The 19,922-nt window shown below is 59.1% G+C and carries 18 protein-coding genes; 13 read left to right on the forward strand and 5 right to left on the reverse strand.

All coding sequences use genetic code 11. From position 1 onward, the window contains the following. Positions 1-26: 26 nt before the first annotated feature. Positions 27-1,652, reverse strand: coding sequence for a methyl-accepting chemotaxis protein (locus tag HBO23_RS21360; RefSeq protein WP_170039649.1), 1,626 nt, complete (start codon positions 1,650-1,652; stop codon positions 27-29). 234 nt (positions 1,653-1,886) lie between these two features. Between HBO23_RS21360 and HBO23_RS21365 the strand changes: the two genes are divergently transcribed. The 3 genes from HBO23_RS21365 to HBO23_RS21375 are packed head-to-tail and all read left to right on the forward strand — an operon-like array spanning position 1,887 to position 4,346. Further along, positions 1,887-3,314 (forward strand): nucleobase:cation symporter-2 family protein, encoded by a 1,428-nt coding sequence (locus tag HBO23_RS21365; protein ID WP_170039651.1) that lies wholly within the window; start codon positions 1,887-1,889, stop codon positions 3,312-3,314. A 13-nt stretch (positions 3,315-3,327) separates the two neighbouring features. Next, on the forward strand, positions 3,328-3,789 hold the full coding sequence (locus HBO23_RS21370; protein ID WP_017138141.1) for an LEA type 2 family protein: 462 nt from the start codon (positions 3,328-3,330) through the stop codon (positions 3,787-3,789). Positions 3,790-3,794: 5 nt separating this feature from the next. Then, positions 3,795-4,346 (forward strand): GNAT family N-acetyltransferase, encoded by a 552-nt coding sequence (locus HBO23_RS21375; RefSeq protein WP_138454087.1) that lies wholly within the window; start codon positions 3,795-3,797, stop codon positions 4,344-4,346. 108 nt (positions 4,347-4,454) lie between these two features. Here HBO23_RS21375 and HBO23_RS21380 read toward each other — a convergent pair whose 3' ends face one another. Beyond that, positions 4,455-5,381, reverse strand: coding sequence for a carbon-nitrogen hydrolase family protein (locus HBO23_RS21380; RefSeq protein WP_138453733.1), 927 nt, complete (start codon positions 5,379-5,381; stop codon positions 4,455-4,457). An 81-nt stretch (positions 5,382-5,462) separates the two neighbouring features. Between HBO23_RS21380 and HBO23_RS21385 the strand changes: the two genes are divergently transcribed. Next, entirely contained in the window at positions 5,463-6,371 is a 909-nt protein-coding gene (locus HBO23_RS21385; protein ID WP_017138138.1) for a LysR family transcriptional regulator, read from the forward strand. Here HBO23_RS21385 and HBO23_RS21390 read toward each other — a convergent pair. Then, complete coding sequence (locus HBO23_RS21390; protein ID WP_170039653.1) at positions 6,364-6,618, reverse strand: hypothetical protein; 255 nt, start codon at positions 6,616-6,618, stop codon at positions 6,364-6,366. The two genes, HBO23_RS21385 and HBO23_RS21390, sit on opposite strands and share 8 nt — an antisense overlap. Positions 6,619-6,781: 163 nt before the next feature. On the opposite strand from HBO23_RS21390, the gene HBO23_RS21395 reads away from it, so the two are divergent. Beyond that, positions 6,782-7,102, forward strand: a complete 321-nt coding sequence (locus HBO23_RS21395) for a DUF883 family protein (RefSeq protein WP_017138137.1) — start codon at positions 6,782-6,784, stop codon at positions 7,100-7,102. A gap of 33 nt (positions 7,103-7,135) precedes the next feature. On the opposite strand, the gene HBO23_RS21400 is transcribed toward HBO23_RS21395, so the two are convergent. Beyond that, complete coding sequence (locus HBO23_RS21400; protein WP_170039655.1) at positions 7,136-8,173, reverse strand: Ldh family oxidoreductase; 1,038 nt, start codon at positions 8,171-8,173, stop codon at positions 7,136-7,138. Positions 8,174-8,356: 183 nt separating this feature from the next. On the opposite strand from HBO23_RS21400, the gene HBO23_RS21405 reads away from it, so the two are divergent. Continuing rightward, positions 8,357-13,501 (forward strand): DUF6543 domain-containing protein, encoded by a 5,145-nt coding sequence (locus HBO23_RS21405; protein ID WP_170039657.1) that lies wholly within the window; start codon positions 8,357-8,359, stop codon positions 13,499-13,501. Between the two features lie 19 nt (positions 13,502-13,520). On the opposite strand, the gene HBO23_RS21410 is transcribed toward HBO23_RS21405, so the two are convergent. Further along, the gene (locus tag HBO23_RS21410) at positions 13,521-13,790 is read right to left on the reverse strand and encodes a PepSY domain-containing protein (protein ID WP_017138134.1); all 270 of its coding nucleotides are present in this window, start codon (positions 13,788-13,790) and stop codon (positions 13,521-13,523) included. A 152-nt stretch (positions 13,791-13,942) separates the two neighbouring features. Here HBO23_RS21410 and HBO23_RS21415 point away from each other — a divergent pair, with 152 nt between their 5' ends. The 7 genes from HBO23_RS21415 (at position 13,943) to HBO23_RS21445 (ending at position 19,901) form a co-directional block, all read left to right on the forward strand. Continuing rightward, positions 13,943-14,938, forward strand: a complete 996-nt coding sequence (locus tag HBO23_RS21415) for a FecR family protein (RefSeq protein WP_170039659.1) — start codon at positions 13,943-13,945, stop codon at positions 14,936-14,938. A gap of 318 nt (positions 14,939-15,256) precedes the next feature. Continuing rightward, positions 15,257-15,715 carry a hypothetical protein gene (locus HBO23_RS21420; protein WP_170039661.1) on the forward strand — a complete coding sequence of 153 codons (459 nt, stop codon included), beginning with the start codon at positions 15,257-15,259 and terminating at the stop codon, positions 15,713-15,715. Next, positions 15,712-16,275 (forward strand): hypothetical protein, encoded by a 564-nt coding sequence (locus HBO23_RS21425; RefSeq protein ID WP_017138130.1) that lies wholly within the window; start codon positions 15,712-15,714, stop codon positions 16,273-16,275. Before HBO23_RS21420 ends, HBO23_RS21425 begins: the two co-directional genes overlap by 4 nt. Before the next feature lie 67 nt (positions 16,276-16,342). Further along, the gene (locus tag HBO23_RS21430) at positions 16,343-17,026 is read left to right on the forward strand and encodes a hypothetical protein (protein WP_017138129.1); all 684 of its coding nucleotides are present in this window, start codon (positions 16,343-16,345) and stop codon (positions 17,024-17,026) included. 62 nt (positions 17,027-17,088) lie between these two features. Continuing rightward, positions 17,089-17,766 carry a C39 family peptidase gene (locus HBO23_RS21435; protein WP_017138128.1) on the forward strand — a complete coding sequence of 226 codons (678 nt, stop codon included), beginning with the start codon at positions 17,089-17,091 and terminating at the stop codon, positions 17,764-17,766. A gap of 37 nt (positions 17,767-17,803) precedes the next feature. Next, complete coding sequence (locus HBO23_RS21440; protein WP_099549305.1) at positions 17,804-18,553, forward strand: hypothetical protein; 750 nt, start codon at positions 17,804-17,806, stop codon at positions 18,551-18,553. Positions 18,554-18,602: 49 nt separating this feature from the next. Beyond that, positions 18,603-19,901 (forward strand): transporter, encoded by a 1,299-nt coding sequence (locus tag HBO23_RS21445; protein WP_099549304.1) that lies wholly within the window; start codon positions 18,603-18,605, stop codon positions 19,899-19,901. Positions 19,902-19,922 lie beyond the last annotated feature (21 nt).

The following is a 19,922-nucleotide window of genomic DNA, read 5'->3' on the forward strand; positions in this document are numbered from 1 at the left end:
GCGGCGTGCTCCCCCGTGTGCTCAATTCAGATAACGAACCGCGCGACCATCCCATTCAGATCCACCGCCAGGCGCGACAGTTCATGGCTGGCCGCGCTGGTCTGGTTGGCACCCGCCGCCGACTGAGTCGCCAAGTCGCGGATGTTGACGAGGTTGCGATCCACTTCACGGGACACTTGGGCCTGCTCTTCCGAGGCGCTGGCGATGACCAGGTTGCGCTCGTTGATCAAGCTGATCGACTGGGTGATCTGCTCCAGGGCCACACCGGCCGCGCGGGCCAGCTCCAGGGTGGTCTGGGTGCGTTGGTTGCTCTGTTGCATTGATTGCACCGCTTCACCGGTACCGCTCTGGATGCCGGCGACCATCTTTTCAATTTCCTGAGTCGATTGCGCCGTGCGGTGCGCCAAGGCGCGGACTTCGTCGGCCACCACCGCAAACCCACGCCCGGCTTCACCGGCGCGCGCGGCTTCAATCGCTGCGTTCAGCGCCAGCAGGTTGGTCTGTTCGGCAATCGCGCGGATCACGTCGAGCACCTTGCCGATATCACGGCCCTGGGTTGCCAGGCCTTCAATCATCAACGCAGTGTTTTGCACGTCCTGGGTCATGGTCTGGATTGCACCGACGGTTTCCACCACGCGGTCACGCCCTTCCCGCGCCGCCTGGTTGGACTGGCTGGAAGCTTCGGAGGTGGACACCGCATTGCGCGCCACTTCTTCGACGGCGGCGGTCATCTCGTTGACGGCCGTGGCGGCCTGGTCGATTTCGTTGTTTTGCTGTTGCAGGCCTTTGGAGGCTTCTTCGGTGACCGCACTGAGCTCTTCGGCGGCAGACGCCAGTTGCGTGGCCGAGCCGGCGATGTGCTGGATAGTCTGGCGCAGGTTGGTTTGCATCGCCGACAAGGCGCCCAGCAGGCGCGCAGGCTCGTCCTTGCCGGCATCTTCGATAACTTTGGTGAGGTTGCCACCGGCAATGGTTTCGGCCACTTCCAACGCTTTGCGCAGCGGCGTGACGATGCTGCGGGTCAGCAGCCAGGCGAGCAGTACCGTCATGAGCGCCGCCGCGACGGCCACAATGACGATGCCCGTCACCGCCTGCTGGTAGCTGCCTTCAGCTTCCCGGCCGGCCGTGTCGGCATCGGCACTGTTGATGGCGATCAGTTTGTTCAGTTGCTCGCCCATCAGGTCGGTGCCGTCCTTGATGCGCGTATTGATGAGGGTGCGCATGTCCTCGACTTTATTCTGCTGGGACAACGACATCATTTCAGCCTGGGCGGCCAGATAGCTGTCGAGCGTGGCGGTGAAAGACTTGTATAAAGCAGCCTCATCAGCACCCGCCGGCAAAACGGCATAGGCGCTCTGGGCCTGCTTGACCTTGTCGACCAGCACGGCCACGCGGGTTTTGGCCTCTTCGAGCGCGGCCGGCTCGCGGTTGATCAAGATGCGGAACGAGAGAATGCGCAAGCGCAGTACGTTCTCGGTCATGTTGCCGAGGAACTTCACGCTGGGTAACTGGTTGGTCCCCATATCCACTGAGGCCTGGCGGATCGTACCCATGCGGTTGACCGCAAACACGCCAAGAATCACAACGAGCAATGCAATGAACGCAAAACCGAGAAAAGCGCGAGGTGCAATATTCAGATTACGAAGGGACATAGCGGTGCTCTCAAGAAGTAGTGTTGGCGCGCATCCCTGCCGCGACACAATCCGTTAGCGGCAACGCGCGTCTCGGACCGTCAGGCGCCACTGTTTTAATTGGTGTGTGGGCCTATTCAGGCTATCGGCAGGCTTGAGAAATTAATCGGCACATTTCGAAATATTTTTTCACACTTCTGACAGCCGACACTTTCTGGCATCCTGCGCCTCCATTTTCTGACCCGAGCCTGCACTTTGTCTGACGCTCAAGCTCCCCGCCCCCGCTATAAATCCGACCTGATCTACGGCCTGGAAGACCGCCCGCACTTCACCGCGGCGATTTTTGCCGCGCTGCAACATGTGCTGGCCAGCTTCGTCGGCATCATTACGCCCACGCTGATCGTCGGCGGCGTACTCGGCCTGGAAAGCGAGGTGCCCTACCTGGTGAGCATGGCGCTGTTCGTGTCCGGGCTTGGCACCTTTGTGCAGGCGCGCACATTCGGCCCGGTGGGTTCCGGCCTGTTGTGCCTGCAAGGCACCAGTTTTTCGTTTATCAGCGTGATCCTCAGCGCCGGGTTCATGGTCAAGGCGCGCGGCGGTGGCACCGACGAGATTCTCTCGACGATTTTTGGCATCTGTTTTTTCGCCGCGTTTATCGAGGTGGTGCTCAGCCAGTTCATCGGCAAGCTGCGCAAGCTGATTACTCCAGTGGTCACCGGCACCATCATTACCTTGATGGGTTTGTCGCTGATCAAGGTAGCCGTCACCGACATGGCTGGCGGCTTTGGGGCAAGCGACCTGGGTGCAGCGGGCAACATGGGGCTGGCAGCTCTGGTGCTGTTGACCATCGTGGTCCTCAACCGCTTCAGCAACCCGTTCCTGCGCCTGGGCTCGATCGTGATCGGCTTGACCCTGGGTTTTGTCGTTGCCTGGATGATGGGCCGTGTGGATTTGGCCGCCCTGCCCCAGGTGCCGTTGATCAGCGTGCCGGTGCCGTTCAAGTACGGGTTCTCGTTCGATTGGGTGGCGTTTATCCCGGTGGCGGTGATCTTTTTGATTTCGCCGCTGGAGGCTGCCGGAGACCTGACCGCCAACTCGATGATTTCCCAGCAGCCGGTCAAAGGCCCGCTGTACATCAAGCGCATCAAGTCCGGCCTGCTGGCCGACGGCCTCAACTCGGCGATGGCAGCCACGTTCAACAGCCTGCCGATGGTGACCTTCGCCCAGAACAACGGCGTGATCCAGCTTACCGGCGTGGCCAGCCGCTATGTCGCGTACTTTATCGCCGCCCTGCTGGTGCTATTGGGGCTGTTCCCGATGATCGGCGCGGTGCTGCAACTGATGCCCAAACCGGTACTGGGTGGTGCCACGCTGATCATGTTCGGCACCGTGGCCGTGGCCGGGATCAAGATCCTCGCCGAAGCCGGGCTGCACCGGCGCAATGTGCTGATCGTGGCGATCTCCCTGGGGATGGGCCTGGGTGTGGCTGCCGTGCCGGAAGTGCTGCGCGACCTGCCCAAGGCGTTGCACAACATCTTTGAATCGCCGATCACGGTGGGCGCGTTCTGTGCAATCCTGCTGAACATTTTCTTGCCGGAGGAGTTCTTAGAGCTGGAAGAGGATGAATTTGATCCGGAGTCCTCTACCCTCAAGGTCATGCAGGATCCGGACGTCACGAAATAGGAGCACCTTTGTTATGCGCAAGCTCATGGTTCTATCGTTACTGCTGCTGACCTTGAGCGCCTGTGCGCTGTTCCCCAATCGCGACCCGGTCAATATCAGTGTGGTGGGTATCGAGCCGCTGCAAAGCCAGGACCTGGAAGTGCGTTTCGCCGTGAAGCTGCGGGTGCAGAACCCCAATGAAACGGCGATCGACTACAGTGGTGTGGCCTTGGACCTGGACGTGAATGGGCGCCCATTGGCGTCCGGCGTGAGCGATCAGGCCGGAAGCATCCCACGCTTTTCCGAGACAGTGCTGATGGTGCCGGTGAGCGTTTCGGCGTTTTCTGTGCTGCGTCAGACCTTGGGTCTCAGCCAGACCCAAAGCCTGAACAACCTGCCTTACACACTGCGCGGCAAACTCGCAGGTGGCCTGTTCGGTACCATGCGCTTTGTGGAACGCGGCACCCTGGACCTGCCCAACACTGCGACCTGGTAACGGCCATGCAACCGACGTTGTTTACTCAAAGACTGATCCTGCACCCATTGACCCTGGAGGATGCCGAGGACACCCAGGCGCAATTCGCGCACTGGGACGTGGTGCGTTACCTGTCTGCCGAGGTGCCCTGGCCGTACCCGGCGGACGGCGCTCGCCGCTACCTGGAACAGGTGGCCTTGCCGGGCATGGCCCGTGGCGACCAATGGCACTGGTCGATCCGCCTCAAACACGCGCCGCAACAGTTGATCGGCAATATCAACTTGACGGACGAGCAAGACGACAACCGAGGGTTCTGGCTGGGCCCGCAATGGCAAGGCCAGGGCTTTATGACTGAAGCCTGTGCGGCGGTGACGGAGTACTGGTTCGATGTGCTTAAACGCCCGCGAATGCGCGTGCCCAAGGCTGCGCCTAACCTGGCGTCGCGGCGGATTTCCGAGCGCACCGGGATGCGCCTGATCCGCACGCAGATGGGTGAGTTTGTAGAAGGTACGTTGCCACGCGACATTTGGGAGATTACCCGCGAAGAGTGGTTGGTATTCAGATCTTCCAAACGCTGAAGATCTGATGTGGGAGCTGGCTTGCCTGCGATGCAGGCACCTCGGTACATCAGGCACACCGAGTTGAGGCCATCGCAGGCAAGCCAGCTCCCACAGTTTTTACCGTGTTTAATCAGTCAGTGTGCGCACGCCCGGCTTGGCGCGTTCATCCACCACCAACTCGAATATGTCCGGCCGCGCGTAATGCCCCACCACATCGTAGTCATAGCGCGCCCGCACCAAATCATCGGTGTTGATCTGCGCGGTCAGCAACCCCTCTTCACCCACCAACGGCCCGGCCAGGATGTCACCCATCGGCCCGACAATCACACTACCACCGGCGATCAACGGACGCTCTGACGGCCAGTTGGCAACCTGCGTGCCCAGCGCCTCGGGCGAAGCCTGCACCTGGCAGGCACTCACCACAAAGCAGCGGCCTTCATGGGCGATGTGGCGCATGCTCACTTGCCACATTTCACGCTCATCGACCGTCGGCGCGCACCACACTTGCACGCCTTTGGCGTACATCGCCGTGCGCAGCAGCGGCATCATGTTTTCCCAGCACACCGCGCCGCCCAAACGCCCAACTTGCGCGTCGATCACCGGCAAGGTCGAGCCATCGCCCGTGCCCCATATCAGCCGCTCAGTGCCGGTGGGCATCAACTTGCGGTGCTTGGCCACCAGGCCGCCGGTGGGTTCGAAATACAGCACGGTGCAATACAGCGTGCTGCCACTGCGTTCGATCACGCCGAGTACCAGGCTGGCGCCGGTGCGTGCGGACAAGCCAGCCAGCGCCTCGGTCTCGGCGCCCGGCACATCGATGGCATTGGCAAAATAGCGTGCAAAGGCTTCGCGCCCCTCCGGCAAGCGGTAGCCCAACTGCGTGCCGAAGGTTTCGCCCTTCGGATAACCGCCGAGCAACGCTTCGGGCATCACCACCAATTGCGCGCCACTGCGCACAATCGCGTCCTCATAGGTAAGGATCTGCGCCAGGGTGTCAGCCTTGCCACCCGGCAAGGATCCGATCTGCAACGCCGCCACGGTAGAAATGGGCATCAGGTTCACTCCAGTTAAAGGGGTTGCCCATTCTCCGGCGAGGGGCAATCATGAATAAAGCCCCCATCAGTGCTAAATGATATGAGCCAAATAAATATCGCCCAGGTCGACTTGAACCTGCTGAAAACCTTCGAAGCCTTGCACGACGAGTCCAGCGCCAGCCGCGCAGCCTTGCGCCTGGGCGTCACGCAATCGGCGATCAGCGCCGGCCTGCGGCGGTTACGTGACGTGTACGGCGACCCACTGTTCGTGCGCACCGGGCGTGGGCTGGCGCCGACCTTGCGTGCCAATCAGTTGAAACCGGTGATCAGCGAGGCCCTGGACCGTTGTCGGCAGAGCCTGGCAATGATCAACCCGACCAACCCGAACTATCAGGGCCGCTCGGTGGTGCTGGGCTTGTCCGATGACTTCGAGATTGCCCATGGCCGGCGGCTGATGGCAGAAATTGCCCGGCGCGCGCCGAATCTGCGGGTGATTTTCCGCCAGACCCACAGCCAAATCGTGGCAGGCGCCCTGCTCGAGCGCAGCCTTGACCTGGCGATCACCGCAGGCGGCTTTGCCGAGCGCAGGTTGAGCCGGCACGTGCTGGGCGAAGGCGATTACCGCTGCCTGGTCGACCCACACAGCCTGGCGCCGGGCCAAGACGGCATCAGCCTGGAGGAATTCGTGGCACGCGAACATGTACTGGTGTCGTCGGGCGGGTTTATCGGGATTACCGATGAAGGGTTGGCGGCTAAAGGGTTGAGCCGCCAGGTGTGTGCGTCCACCAGTCACTTTGCCGGGCTGCCGTTTTTGCTCAAGGGCAGCGCGGCGGTGGCGACGATTCCCGGGCATGCTGCCGAAGCGATTGCGCAGATGACCGGCTTGCGCGTACTGACTTGCCCACTGGCGTTGCCACGCTACCCGGTGGAGCTGGGTTGGCGTACCCAGGCGCAGTTGGATCCGCTGTTACTCAAAGTGCGTGAAGCGATTGTGGCCAGCTTTACTTAGCGGCGGCCATCAGCTTGTTGACTTCGCTGCGCACCATGTTGGAAAACTCCGGCGGCGACATGCCGTCCAGCTCGGCACGGACCCATTCGGCCCACTTGCCCTTACGCTTGGCACGCTCGCCGAACAAACGCGTAGCTTCGCCCTTGGCCTTACCCAGGTTGGTTTGCCACAGATCGTAAAGGCGTGACTTTTCATCTTCCAGTTCGGCGCGTTCGGCAAGGGTTTTGTTGGCCAGATTGAAGCTCATGTTGAATTACCTGCTGCACAAATAGGTGACATCTTACACTGTAGGTCGAAATATCCTGATCCGGATTTTGCCCGTAAGCCGCTCACGGCAAAAAAACTGCAACTTTTAGCCAAGCCCGACACTCCATTGTTCACTGCCACATTCACTCGCAAGGAGTCACACAATGGCCCGCAAAACTGCCGCCCAAGCTGTCGAAGATCAAATCAAGGATCAAGCTTTCAGTGAACTGACGGCCTTGATCGAAGAGTCGGACAAGCTGCTCAAAAGCAGCGCTTCGCTGGTAGGCGAAGAAGGTGAAACGCTGCGTGAGCAGGTCGCTATCAAGCTCAAGCAAGCACTGGACTCGGTGTCCAACGTGCGTGAACGCAGCAAGCCGGTGGTGGACGCCACCGAAAACTATATCGGTGGCCATCCATGGCAGACCGTGGCCATTTCCGCAGGCTTTGGCCTGGTGGTCGGCCTTTTGTTGGGTCGTCGCGGCTAAACCACAGGGGCTGCGCTGATAGCGCAGCCCCTTTTATCCTTCTGCCAGTGCCTGCAACTGCTTGAGCTCCTGCGCATCAATCTCGATGCCTGTTTCCTGCGACTTCGCCCGTGCGCGATGACGTCGATCCCCCGGCAACCGCCGCAACCCCGCCGCATGCATCTGTCGCACCAGTTCCTGGCTGCGCTCGGCAAAGCCTTGCCCGGCGGTTTTGCCAGGGTCAATCACGATCAGCAATTGGCCGGTCCATGGTGTGCGCGCGCCGGGATGATCGGCCCAATCGAATTCGAACGAAAAATTGCCGCCCGTCAGCGCCGCCGCCAGCAACTCGACCATCATCGACAGCGCTGAACCCTTGTGCCCGCCAAACGGTAACAGCGCGCCGCCTTCAAGAATGGCTTTGGGATCTTGGGTCGGTTGGCCCAAGCTGTCCACGCCCATGCCCGGCGGCAAACGCTCGCCCTTGCGTGCTGCGATCTGCACGTCACCATGGGCAATGGCACTGGTGGCCAGGTCAAACACGATGGGTGGCCCATCGGCGCGCGGCGCGGCAAAAGCAATAGGGTTGGTGCCGAACAGCGGTCGATCCGCGCCATGGGGCACCACGCAGGTCATGCTGTTGACCACGCTGAGCGCTACCAGACCTTCTTCGGCAAAAGGTTCGACATCGGGCCATAAAGCCGCAAAGTGATGGGAGTTTCGAATCGCCAGCAGCGCGATCCCGGCGCTGCGCGCCTTGCGCACTAACAGCGAGCGCGCGGCCTCCAGTGCTGGTTGGGCAAAGCCGTTATCGGCATCCACACGCACAAAGCCTGAGGCCACATCCTCAACCACGGGCACCGCCTTGCCATTGACCCAGCCGCTGTTGAGCGTCGACACATACCCTGAAATGCGAAACACGCCGTGGCTATGCGCGCCGTCACGTTCAGCGCTGGCGCAATTGTGCGCAAGGATCGCCGCCACTTGCGGTGACGTACCGTGCCGCACAAAAACCTGTTGTAGCAGGGCCACTAACTCGGTGAAGCCGATTGCGGTTGAAGCCTTGGCAACTGTCGGAGACTGCGCAGACATTTGAAGCTCCGTTTTTATGATGGCGTTTTTATGATTAGGAGAGGCAACGAATGGACATTCAAGTGTTCGATTAAACACCACGCACTGTGCCTGCTGTCAACTTGCGACGGGCCTCAATAGTTACCCCCGCCCTCCGGTCACGCCTCCCTAGCCTGTCACTCCCCTACTTAACGGAGCAAGCCCATGACCGGCGTAACCCCCGCATATTTTTTTGACGAATTCCTGCTGCCGATTAAAAGAAACGCGCCGACCGACCGTGAGCGCGCGCTGGGGCTGACCGTCAAAGACCTCGATTGGCTGCACACGGTGTACCAAGCAAGCGATGCCGCACGTAACGACCCCGAACGGCAAACCTACCCCATGCGCGTCGAAAGACTGCTGATCAATGTATCGGGCCAGCCGCCTTTTCCACTTGCCGGCGCCTTTCTGATGAGCCCTGCCCCGGACGACGGCAAAGCACTGCTTTACACGCCTTATGGTGGTATTCAGGTGTTTGACGACCACGCCAGCCTGCTGGTCGACGTCGCCGAGCAACTGGCGGATGCGGTGCAGCGTGTCCAATTGTTGAGCTTTCTGTCGATTGCACAGCGCAACGCCTTGCCCGCCAGTACGCCGATAACGCTGACCGCCACCCTTGTCGAAGGCGCCGTCATGCAAGACCAGGAGCAAGCCCTGGAGGCCTGCCAGCAAGACAACGTGCGCGTCGTACTGGAGCAACTGCAGACGACGCCCACGCTGTACGGCATGCTCGACACGCTGCTCAGCATCATGGCGCGCTCGTACTTCCCCAACCTGGATCAACGCGATACACGGGTCGATTTTTTTATCCAGGACCCGGCAGGCGGTCAGCGACGCTGGGTCAATTCCCTGCCATTGAGCGAAGCGTTCCTGCAGTTTTATGTGAGACATGCCTGGCCCCAGGACCAGATCCGTGAATATTTCAACCCGAAACACGTCACCAGCGCCTTCACCCTGGTAGAACGCGAACAAGATCAGCAGTACTGGGAAACCCTGATCAAAGAAACATCCGGCAGCTTGTCAAAACTGCTGGACAGCCTGCTGAAGACTTATTGGAACGAGGACATCGGCAACGAAACCTCACGCCTGAAACTCTTCACCCAGGTCATGGCGGATAAATTTCGCCTGGATGTCTTGCTCAAGCGTCAGGCGCAAATTCTCAACGCCGACGAAAGCCACACCCTTCAGGCATTGTTTCTACCAGACCAAGGCGCCCGCAACGCTCACGCCAACGAACTAAGCGTGGAAAAAGTACGCCTGCATGCGCCCTACCAGCACTATGTGGAACTGGCCAGCACGCTATTGATCAGCGAGAGCCACGCCTACCTGTACACGCAGTCGCGTGGGGTACAAGTACTCAAAGACATGGAAGATCTCAAAGACACGCTATTGAGCATGCTCAAGGCCGCTGGCCACGAAGATGAACTGCTCAATTTCCTGTCGCTGGATGAGCGCGACACCTTTATTGGCCTGGATCAGATTAACATCGCCGCCCAACCCATTGCGGGTGACGTTTTTGCCGGCATGGTCGAAGACATTGCGGGCAAGCAGCTCAGTAATATGAACCACGCACTGGACCTTTACCGACGCAGTGATGGCCAGATAAATCTGGATGCGCTGCTCGATTGCGCACTGGACATACGCACGATGCTGGACAGCCGCCTCGCAACGCTGGAAACCGCAGGGCGCTGGACGGCGCACCCGGTCACCAGCGGCAACGACCGGCCATCCACCGTGCGGGCAGAGCACGCCAAGGTGCAGCTACGGCGCCTCAGTGCCACTGAAGATGCACTGGCCACAGAGCGCAAACAACAGCCGACATTACGCTCAATGGTCACCCTCGCCCTGAATGCAGAAATGCAATCACAACGCCTGGCGCTCAAGGCCGACGAGGTCTATATCAACACTTATCCCACCCGCGCCCAAGAGCGCGAGGAGCGTCCTTCGTTGACGTCGGTGAGCATGGTTGACCACTTCATTGAACGCCTGAGCGATGAAGCCTCGCGCGTTCCCAACAGTGTCACAACCGGGTTTTACAGCAAGCTCGAGCCGCATCTGGCGCAGAAGTTACCCAGCATGACCCTGAGTACTTTCAACATGATCAATGATCAAGTCTTGAAGGTGTTTGCCAACCACGAGATGCGCCAGCTTCCATTGCTGTTCCTCAGCAACATGAGCAAAAAACAGGCGCACTCGATGCTGCTTGGGTTGCGCAGTGAAGCCGAACTGAGACTGTTGGGCAAAACACTGCCGCCCAACAGCCAGGCAGTGATTGACACCGTCCTACGCACCGACAGCCTTGCACGCTTGACCCGCCACGGCCTGAACGGCTTTCTTCCGGACGCCTACACCTTGACACTGAACATTGGCACATCCGACACCGCCCATGCGCTTGCCAACCTGTTTGTGCTGACTGAACGCGGAGGCATCGACCCGCAGCGTTCGGGCCAGGCGGTGCTCTGGACGCCTCGGCGCGGGTATGAGGTATTCACCTCGGTGCAAGCCTTGCGCGAGCAGATGAGTCAGCGCCTGGAGCACCCGATCAAGCGTTTGCCCCTGTTGGAAAACCTGGCTATTTCCTTGCGTGCGCCGCATCAGGCATATGGTCTGGGGCCACTGCAACGCATTGACGACAACTTGCTGGATAATCGTCTGAAAACCTACAGCGATTTCGTCATGGACGGTATCGACCAATTGCTTGCGAGCAAATGGGCCGCTCGCGCCTTGCAAAACCACATTGAAACGGCCTTGGAACACGCCGCGCCGACCAACCTTGCACGGGCCAGGGCGGTGGCGAGTGCCATGACCCATCAACAGGCTCTGCCCGTCTGGCTGGGTTTGGCACCCCCTCAGGATCAGCTTCATCAAGCCGAGCTGCTTGAGCAGTATCACAACAGTGCGCCTGACGAAAAAGACTACCTCAATGGCATCACCGCTATCGGCAAGCATGCGCACACGGCACTTCTGGCGTTGCTCAAGGCACGCTATCCCGAACAGCCACTGAACCCCGATGATGTAATGATCCCGTTGCATCAGGCGCTCGACGTGAATGTCTGCAGCCTGACCGACTTTGCTTTGCGGCATTGGCCCGACCTGGACGCCGAAAACATCCGCCCACGCTCACGCAACGCGACTGCCTTGCCGGCCACATTGGATGCCAGTGCCGTGGTGCAAATGGTGCGCCAACTGGACCTGAACAGCGCTTACCAGAAGTTGTTGCAAAGCCACCTGGACGCTAACACGGATGAAGGCCGTAAACGCCGAGGCCTGTATTGCCGACAGTTACCCTGGCAAACCCTGCAATACGCCCATGAGCAAAGGCTGCAGGAGCGGCTGACGGCGCAGGCACTGAGCCATGTTCAGCAGGTATTCGACATGCCGGACGCACTGGCGCGGGCTGAGCTCGACGGGGCAACGGCAATGTTCAGACCCTTGGAGTTGATTGCCACCGAAGGTGCTTCCCTGGCCAAGGTGTTGGGGATGTACTTGATTGGTCCCACAACCCGCAGCGCTGGGCCGCTGGTGCTGTACGCGCCCTACAGCGAAAACCATACACTCAAGGAGTATGCGAACGAGCAAGCGCTGCTGGATGAATTGACCAAGCCTGGAGAGCTTCAGGACTGGGTGGTGCTGCACCTGGAGGCGACGCATCAGGCAACCTACCGCAATTTGCTGCAAAACAACCGTCATCGCCCCCTCGATATCCGCCTGGCCTCGACCGTCGTCACCGGCAATGCCCTTCACTACCTGTTCGACGACAACACGCAGATATTGCTCAAAATGCTCGCCTGCCAATTCGAGAAAGGCGCGAAATCGCTCTGGGACAGGGTCATCTACCTGCTGCGCGAGGGCATCCCCGCAGCCGCTCAGTTCATGGCAGGAAAACTCGCGTATCCGCTGGCGGTGTGGCGAAGCTACAAAATGTTCAAACGTTCAGCCGATGCATTGCAGTTGCATCAGTGGAAGGCCGGCCTGAAGGATTTCATCATCGGCGTGGCTCATTTGGCCGCCCTGCACAATGAGCTTGAGGGCACCGAAGCCCCGCCGCCTACCGAAACAGAAGTATCACAAGCCAACCTGTCAGACGAAACCCTGCCTGCGGCCACCCACCTGACGACCTTGGATATCACCGCACCCGCGCGTACCGGGTTGCAGCCTTTCGAAGCTCACGATGTCGCATTGAAGGACCTGGAACAGAGTGCTTCCAGCCATGTGTACATGGACAAGGCGAGCTTGAAAGACTATGTGCCACTGGCAGGCAAGGTGTACGCGGTGAAGAAAACCGCCGAGCGCTGGCGCCTGTCCAAGGATAAGCATGTGGGCGCGTATGTGGGCCGTAATTCACAAGGTAAATGGGTGCTGGACCTCAGCCTGCATAACCCACGATATGGCAAAGTCATGTCGCGCATGCACACGCGGGCCGGCGAACGGGCAGCGATCAATATCGAGGCGACGGGCATACGCGAAATTGCCGCACTCTCGAGTTGGAAAGCCCAGGTCATCACAGAAGGGTTAAACGTTGCGATCTATTACACCGTCAATTGCAAACGCAACATCGTTCAGTTTGCAAAACAGCGTGCGCCCGATAGCCGGGCAGGCCGCTTTTTCGGTGAATTGTTCGGTGTCGTCAGCCTGACACCTGACCAGTTGAGCAGAGTCGAGAAAATAGTCGACATGATATTGGATGAATTGAGCGATCCGACCCTGACCAGCGCCGACTCCAAGCGTTTTGTCAGTGGGACCAGCCGTGTCGGTGCAGCGCACCAATACGCGTTTGTCATTCCTGAAGACAGGGAGCGCAAGCTGTACCTGCTCAATCGGTTCTTTGATCCAGGTATGGACAGTTACCAGAACCGTTTGACTTCACCTTTCGACCTCTGCGCCCACGCCAGGGCGAGTACCCTGATTCACGAACTGACGCACTTGAAGCTCGAGACTGAAGACATCGCCTATCTTGACTCGATGCGGCCGTTCACCGACTTGATCAACGCGGCCAAACCGGGCGCCCAGATACTCAAAACAACCCTGGAGGACCTGCAAAGAACCGCGCTCTCCACCATGACGCCCGCGACGATGCTGTTCAAGACCTGGGATGATTACTCGGCGCAATGGGAAGACTATGGGCCTGACACTGCAACGGCTCACGTTAGACAAAAAGTCCTGAACACCACCGGCACCAAGGACCTCAAGGATGCCCGCGACGTCTTCATGAGTAACGCCGACAAACGCATTGACACGATTTTGGCCAATGCCGACTCAGTGACTTACTTGATTACGCACTTGGGTCGTGTTTTGGATCCGGGGGCTTGAGCAGCCCCCGCCAGTCGCGTCAGTCTTTCTGATCGCGCAGAACGTTGCCGGAGGCGCCATCGATACGCGCTTCATACACGATGCCATCGGACTTGCGCCCTTTGACTTCCCAGTAACCGTTGTCATCGGCTTCGGCTTTGTAGACCTCGACATAGCCGGCCTTGGTCTTGGCGGTTTCAATGGCTTTTTCGATGGTGATCCAGCCCGCGCCCGGCTTATCGGCCAGGGCGGCGCCGGCGCTGAGCAGTGCGGTGGTTGCACACAGGGCGACTAAGGTTTTCTTCAGCATATTCGTTCTCCATTGTGGGAATGACGGACTCGTGTCCTGTGTTTTCTGATGTTTCCAAACGAGAATAAGTTCCAATTGATGTGCAATCGCCATGACGGCTGTTCTCGCCATCCGCCTTGGGAGGTTAGAATGTGGGAAATCAGGACGGTTTAATGACTCAACAGCCCCTTTCAGAAGACGACTATGACGCGATCACCGATGCCGCCGCGTATTGGTGCATGCGCCTGCATGCCAGTGATTGCACGGCGGGCGAGCGTCGGGCTTTTGAACAATGGCACGACGCCCATCCGCTGCATGCCTTTGAGTATGCGGCCATGCTGGAAATCTGGGACGTGGCTGACCACCTGCCACGCAGCGAACCTGCTGCGGTTGTGCTGCCGTTCAAACCGCGCAGCCGCTTGCGCACTTACGCGGTGGCCGCCGCGATATGCCTCGCCGCCCTGCCGCTGGCCGCCTTTACCGGCTGGGAAGCGGGCTGGTTGCCCAGTTCCTATGAGCATTTCGAAGCCGACACGGGCTTGCGCAAAGTCACCCTCGGCGACGGCAGCCAGGTTGAATTGAACCTGGGCACCGAACTGGTCTACAGCCATTACAAGGATCAACGCCGCGTGACCTTGAACAAGGGCGAAGCGTTTTTCAAAGTCACCCATGACCGCCTTCACCCGTTTATCGTCAAGGCGGGCGAAGGCCAGGTTCGGGTGACCGGCACTCAGTTCAACGTCTGGAAATATGAAGACCAGGTGCGGGTGATGTTGCTTGAAGGCTCGGTGCAGATTTCCAGTGACAAGCAGCACGCCAGCGTGCCCCTTACCCCAGGCATGCAGGCCACTTACAACCTGGGCGATGCCACCCCGCAAATCGCTGCGATTAACCCCAATGATTCGACCCTGGCCTGGCGCCAGGGCAAACTGGTACTCGACAACCTGGCCCTGACGGACGCGTTGCCGCTGATCAACCGCTACCTGAACAAACCGGTGATGCTGGCAGATGCCAGTACCGGGGCGATTCGCATCGGCGGCATCTACAACATCAACGAGGTCAACAACCTCGTGCCTTCCCTGCCCAAGGTACTGCCGGTCTACCTGACCCAGAACCAGGACGGCAACACGGTCCTCAATTCCATACCGCGTAAAGCCCCCAAGGGCTGAGTCTGCCAGCCGGCAACGGCGAGTTTGCTCGCGCCCAAGTGTCCATTTTTGAAACACCTCCCTCGCTTGAATCGCCCGCCCGGTGCGCATTCATGGCTTTGTCACGTGCAGTGTTACATCGCTGAGACACCCTTGAGGCGGGGCCGGGCATGCCCCTTGACGGCGACACTGTTTCAACCCTGAAACAGCACCGCCATCACTTTGCCTCGTTTTATCTCCAACCCTCTGAATATAAACAATAAATAAAAAGCGGCACGCGTTCTGCTCTGTTCCTGATAACGCTGTTTAGGGTCAGCGTGAAGAACAAGGAACACTGCCATGGACACACACAATAAGGGCTCACTGAGCCTCCTGCTGATCAGCTGTGCACTGAGTGCCAGCGTGAGCGTTCCAGTGCTTGCGGCCGGTGATGGTGTGATCGTGGTTGAACGCCAGGTTCAACCTTATGCAATCGGTCGCTCACGCGGCCAAGACCCCTACCCCAATACCGTGAATGCCAACCCATCGGCCCAAGTCAATCGCGCCATGAACCATGAGCTGAGCGATAACGACATTGCCGGTATCAGCAGCGGTTCCAGCATTACGCGCAGCATCATGCCAAACGGTGACATTACCGGTTTGAACTCGCTCGGTGGCGCCAACAACCTCGGCGCAGCGGGAGCAGCCGCCCACGGCAGTAGCGGCAGCGGTATTGCAGGCACGGTCAACGGTGCGATATCCAGCGGGCTCGCCCCTCTGAACAACATCAGCGGCATGGTGGGGGGAGCAATGAAATGAACCACTCCTGGATGCTTCTAGCAGCGCTCGGTTGCACAGCGGCGATGGCCGACAGCAATAACAACGCAACCATTGATAACTCGGGCCAGCAGTACAACGGTGTGGTGACGATCAACCAGGCCGCGGGTGACCAGCAACAACTGAGCAACAACGTCGCTATTGCGGTGGGCCACAATGCCCGGGCGAACATCGCCGTCACGCAAAAAATCAGCGGCGCGCCCACCGACCGCTCCCTGAACGCCAATGCTGCGATCCAGGGCAACTCCTTCAGTAATGGCAACGGTGCACTGAGTGTCAACCAGTCCGCCGGGGCCCAGAACCAGATGATCAATGCCGTGCGCATCAGCGTGAGTGCTGGCCCGCAAAGCATCGACGACAGCGTCATGTCGCAACAAAACGTTGCGCTTGCAACCGACTCAGGGTTGACCCCTACCACTGGCAGCCGCCAGGTCGTTACCAGCGACCAGGCCTTCACCGGCAGCCGTGGAGTGGTTCAGGTCAACCAGAGCGCCGGGGTGGGGAACCGAGTGGCTAACACCCTGAACTTACGACTCAACTGATGGAGCTGAGTCCATAGCTAGACCGTACCAACACTTAACCAACTAATTAGAAGCAAGGAGATACACCATGAAAACTTCAATGGCTCTTAAACCACTGGCTTTTGCTCTCGCTGCGCTCATGGCTGTTGCTGCTCAAGCGGGCGGTTATCACGCGCCTACCACGGCTGCTGCGACCACACAGGACGGTCAGAGCAACCATGGCAACGTGGTACTTAATGACAAAACCAAAAACAACGCCTCGGCCAATGATTCCTACAACAACATCAGTGGCGTGGCCAACGGCAACGTGCTGAGCGGCGACAACAACCAAGGCAAAAACGACGTTGCCATCGTTTCCGGGGATGCGGATTTCGTATTCGCCGCCACCGGTACCGCTCAATCGAACACCGGTAACTTTGTGGCCAACAGCGGCACTAGAAACAACGCTTCCCTTAACGACAGCGGCAACCACGCTTCAGGCGTGATTCAGTTGAACGCCGCATCGGGCACCTCCAACCAAGGCAGCAACAGCGTTGCAATTGCCTCGGGTAATGGCGACAGCGGTGCTGCAGCCGTCACTGGCGTGCAGGATGTGTCGGGCAACCTGACCCTCAACCTGGCCAGCGGCCACGGCTGGGGCAGCACCAAACCGGTGGTCAACAACGCCAGCGTGAACAACTCGATGAACTACAGCTCTGGGGTGTCGAACTCCAACGTTCTGTCGGGCAGCAACAACCAAGGTCAGAACAACGTAGCAATCACTCGCTTCTGATCCAGATCGGGCCTTGGCAACAAGGCCCTTTTTATTTCCAGTGTCCAGCAGGTCATACGATCATGCGCCTCACAGCTGCCCTCCTCTTGTTCGCACTCACCGGCCCGACCTGGGCGGCGCAAATGGCCGTTGTCATGCCAAACGGCGCGGTGGTGTACAAGAAGGTCGAAAGCATCCGCGAGCGCAAATTCGCCAACCTGGTGGAACAAAAAACCGATTTCAGCTGCGGCGCCGCCGCGCTGGCAACCATCCTGCGCCAAGCCTATTGGATGGACGTGGATGAAGACCACGTGATCAAGGGCATGCTGGTCAATGCCGACCAGAACCTGGTGCGCACCCAAGGCTTCTCGATGCTCGACATGAAGCGCTACCTGGAAAGCATCCACATGCGCGCCAAGGGCTACCGGATTACGCCTGAGGTACTCGTCACCGTGAAAGTGCCGGTGGTGGTGTTGCTGGACATTCGTGGCTACAAGCACTTTGTCGTGCTGCAACGGGCCGACAAAGACTGGGTGTATATCGGCGACCCCGTGCTGGGCAACAAGCGCTATGCCAAGAACGATTTCGTCAAGGGCTGGAACGGCATCGTGTTCGCGGTGATCGGTGAGGGTTACGACAAGGCCAACGCCTTGCTCACACCCCGCGCGCCGCTGACGGCCAAGAACCAGTTCAACGAGTTCAGCCCGGTACGCGACAGTGAATTGATGGACTTCGGTTTTATCCAGAGCGACTTCTTCTAGAAGCGCAATAAGGAGCAGGACGCTCCAGGAGCAAACGATGAACACTCGACGCTGGCTGACAGTCATGTGCCTGGCAGCCGCAGCACCTGCCTATGCTTCTTCGGCATTTAAGCCGATCGAGCTCAAGGACGCGGAAATGGCCGAGTTGCGCGGGCGCTATGTGATGCCCGGGCGGATTATCAGCTTTGGCATTGTGATGAGCAGCACCTGGACCAATGCCGCCGGCGCGACCGTGACCGGCACCGCCGACATGCAAGTCAACGCTTCCACCGTCACCCCGCAATTCTACGTGCAAATCACCGGTAACGACGGCACCGGCGTGATCAAACAGCCTGACGGCAAGGGTACCGTCGTCGGCGGCGCCGGCCTCGGCACCGGCCAGGGTGTCACGCAAAGCGTGCGCGCAGCGGGCGATGGCAACACGGCCAACAACGGCGTGGATATCAACGTGACGAAAAACGGCCTGGCGCCCGCCAACTACGTGCAGTCGGGTCAGGCATTGATTGCCGGCCAGCCGATCACCGGAGGCACAGCCGCCGGCCAAGTGACGGTCACGGCTAAAAACGGTGGCCTGCAAATGGCGCTCCAGGCCAATAACAATCAGGGCAATGTGGTGCAGCAAATCGGTGCCGGTAATGTGCTGCAAGGCACGGTTATTCAGGGCAACAGCAACTTCGTGAACAATATGACCCAACTTAATGTGGTCATGGGCAACAACGGTTTGAACAACATCACGCAGAACCTGAACCTGGATCAACTCAAAGGCCTACGCCCCTCCGGTTATTGAACTACGCTGAGCCTCGACACTTACGCATTAGAAAGGGACGGCTTATTTCATGCATCGATCTTTATCGTTACGTGCCGTGATTTGTTTGAGTACGCTCCTACCCGCTTCGGTGCTGTACGCCGCGCCGGATACCGATATCGAAACACTGAAGCAGGAACTGCTGGAGCTCAAGCAACGTTATGAAGTGCAGCAAAAAGCACTGGCCGTATTGGAGCAACGCGTAAGGCAAGTGGAAGATCAGCCCGCAACACCTACGCCCAAACGCCTGGCCAAGTCGCCTGCCGACTTCCAGAAAGGCGGTACGACAGTGGCCGGCGTCGGCGCGGGCGCAGCGTCCGGCGGTGCAGCCGGTAACAGCTCGTACGGGCAAAGCCTGAAGGACGATTCCGCCCCGGCACAAAGTGTGAGCAACTTGTACAACGAGGCCAGCGGCTTTTTTGGCAATGGCAAGTTCAGCTTTGAAACCGGACTCACCTATGCCCGCTACGACGCGCGCCAATTGTCACTCAACGGCTTTCTGGCGTTGGACTCGATCTTCCTGGGCAATATCAACCTGGACCGGATCAAGTCGGACAGCTGGACCCTGGACCTCACCGGCCGCTACAACCTGGACAACCGTTGGCAGTTCGACCTGAACGTGCCGGTGGTGTATCGCGAAGCGACCTACCAGTCCGGTGGCGCCGGCGGCGATGCCAAGAATACGTCGGAAGCCTCAGTCAGCCGCGACCCAACCATTGGTGATGTCAACTTCGGCATCGCCTATAAATTCCTCGATGAGAGCGCCAGCCTGCCGGATGCGGTGGTGTCGCTGCGGGTCAAGGCACCGACCGGCAAGGAACCCTATGGCATCAAGCTGATCGAGCAAGCCAGCAATAACAACCTCGCCGTGCCGGAAAGCCTGCCGACCGGCAACGGGGTGTGGTCGGTCACGCCAGGTATTTCGCTGGTCAAGACGTTCGACCCCGCCGTGCTGTTCGGCTCGCTTTCCTACACCCATAACTTCGAAGACTCGTTCAGCGATATCAGCCCCAATCTCAATCAGAAGATCCCTGGCAAAGTCAGCCTGGGTGACAGCTTCCAACTCGGTGTCGGGGTGGCCTTCGCGCTCAATGAGAAGATGAGCATGTCGTTCTCGGTGTCTGACCTGGTGCAACGTAAAAGCAAGGTCAAGCAGAGCGGCCAGGACTGGCAATCGGTGGTGTCCAGCGATGCCAACGCCGGGTATTTCAACGTGGGCATGACGATTGCGGCGTCGGATAACCTGACGATCGTACCGAACCTGTCGATTGGGATGACCGATGATGCGCCGGACTTTACGTTCAGCCTGAAATTCCCGTATTACTTTTAGCAGTAGTGGGACGCGGAGCGT

This window comes from Pseudomonas sp. WS 5532 (genome assembly GCF_012985445.1).
GTDB lineage: Bacteria > Pseudomonadota > Gammaproteobacteria > Pseudomonadales > Pseudomonadaceae > Aquipseudomonas > Aquipseudomonas edaphica.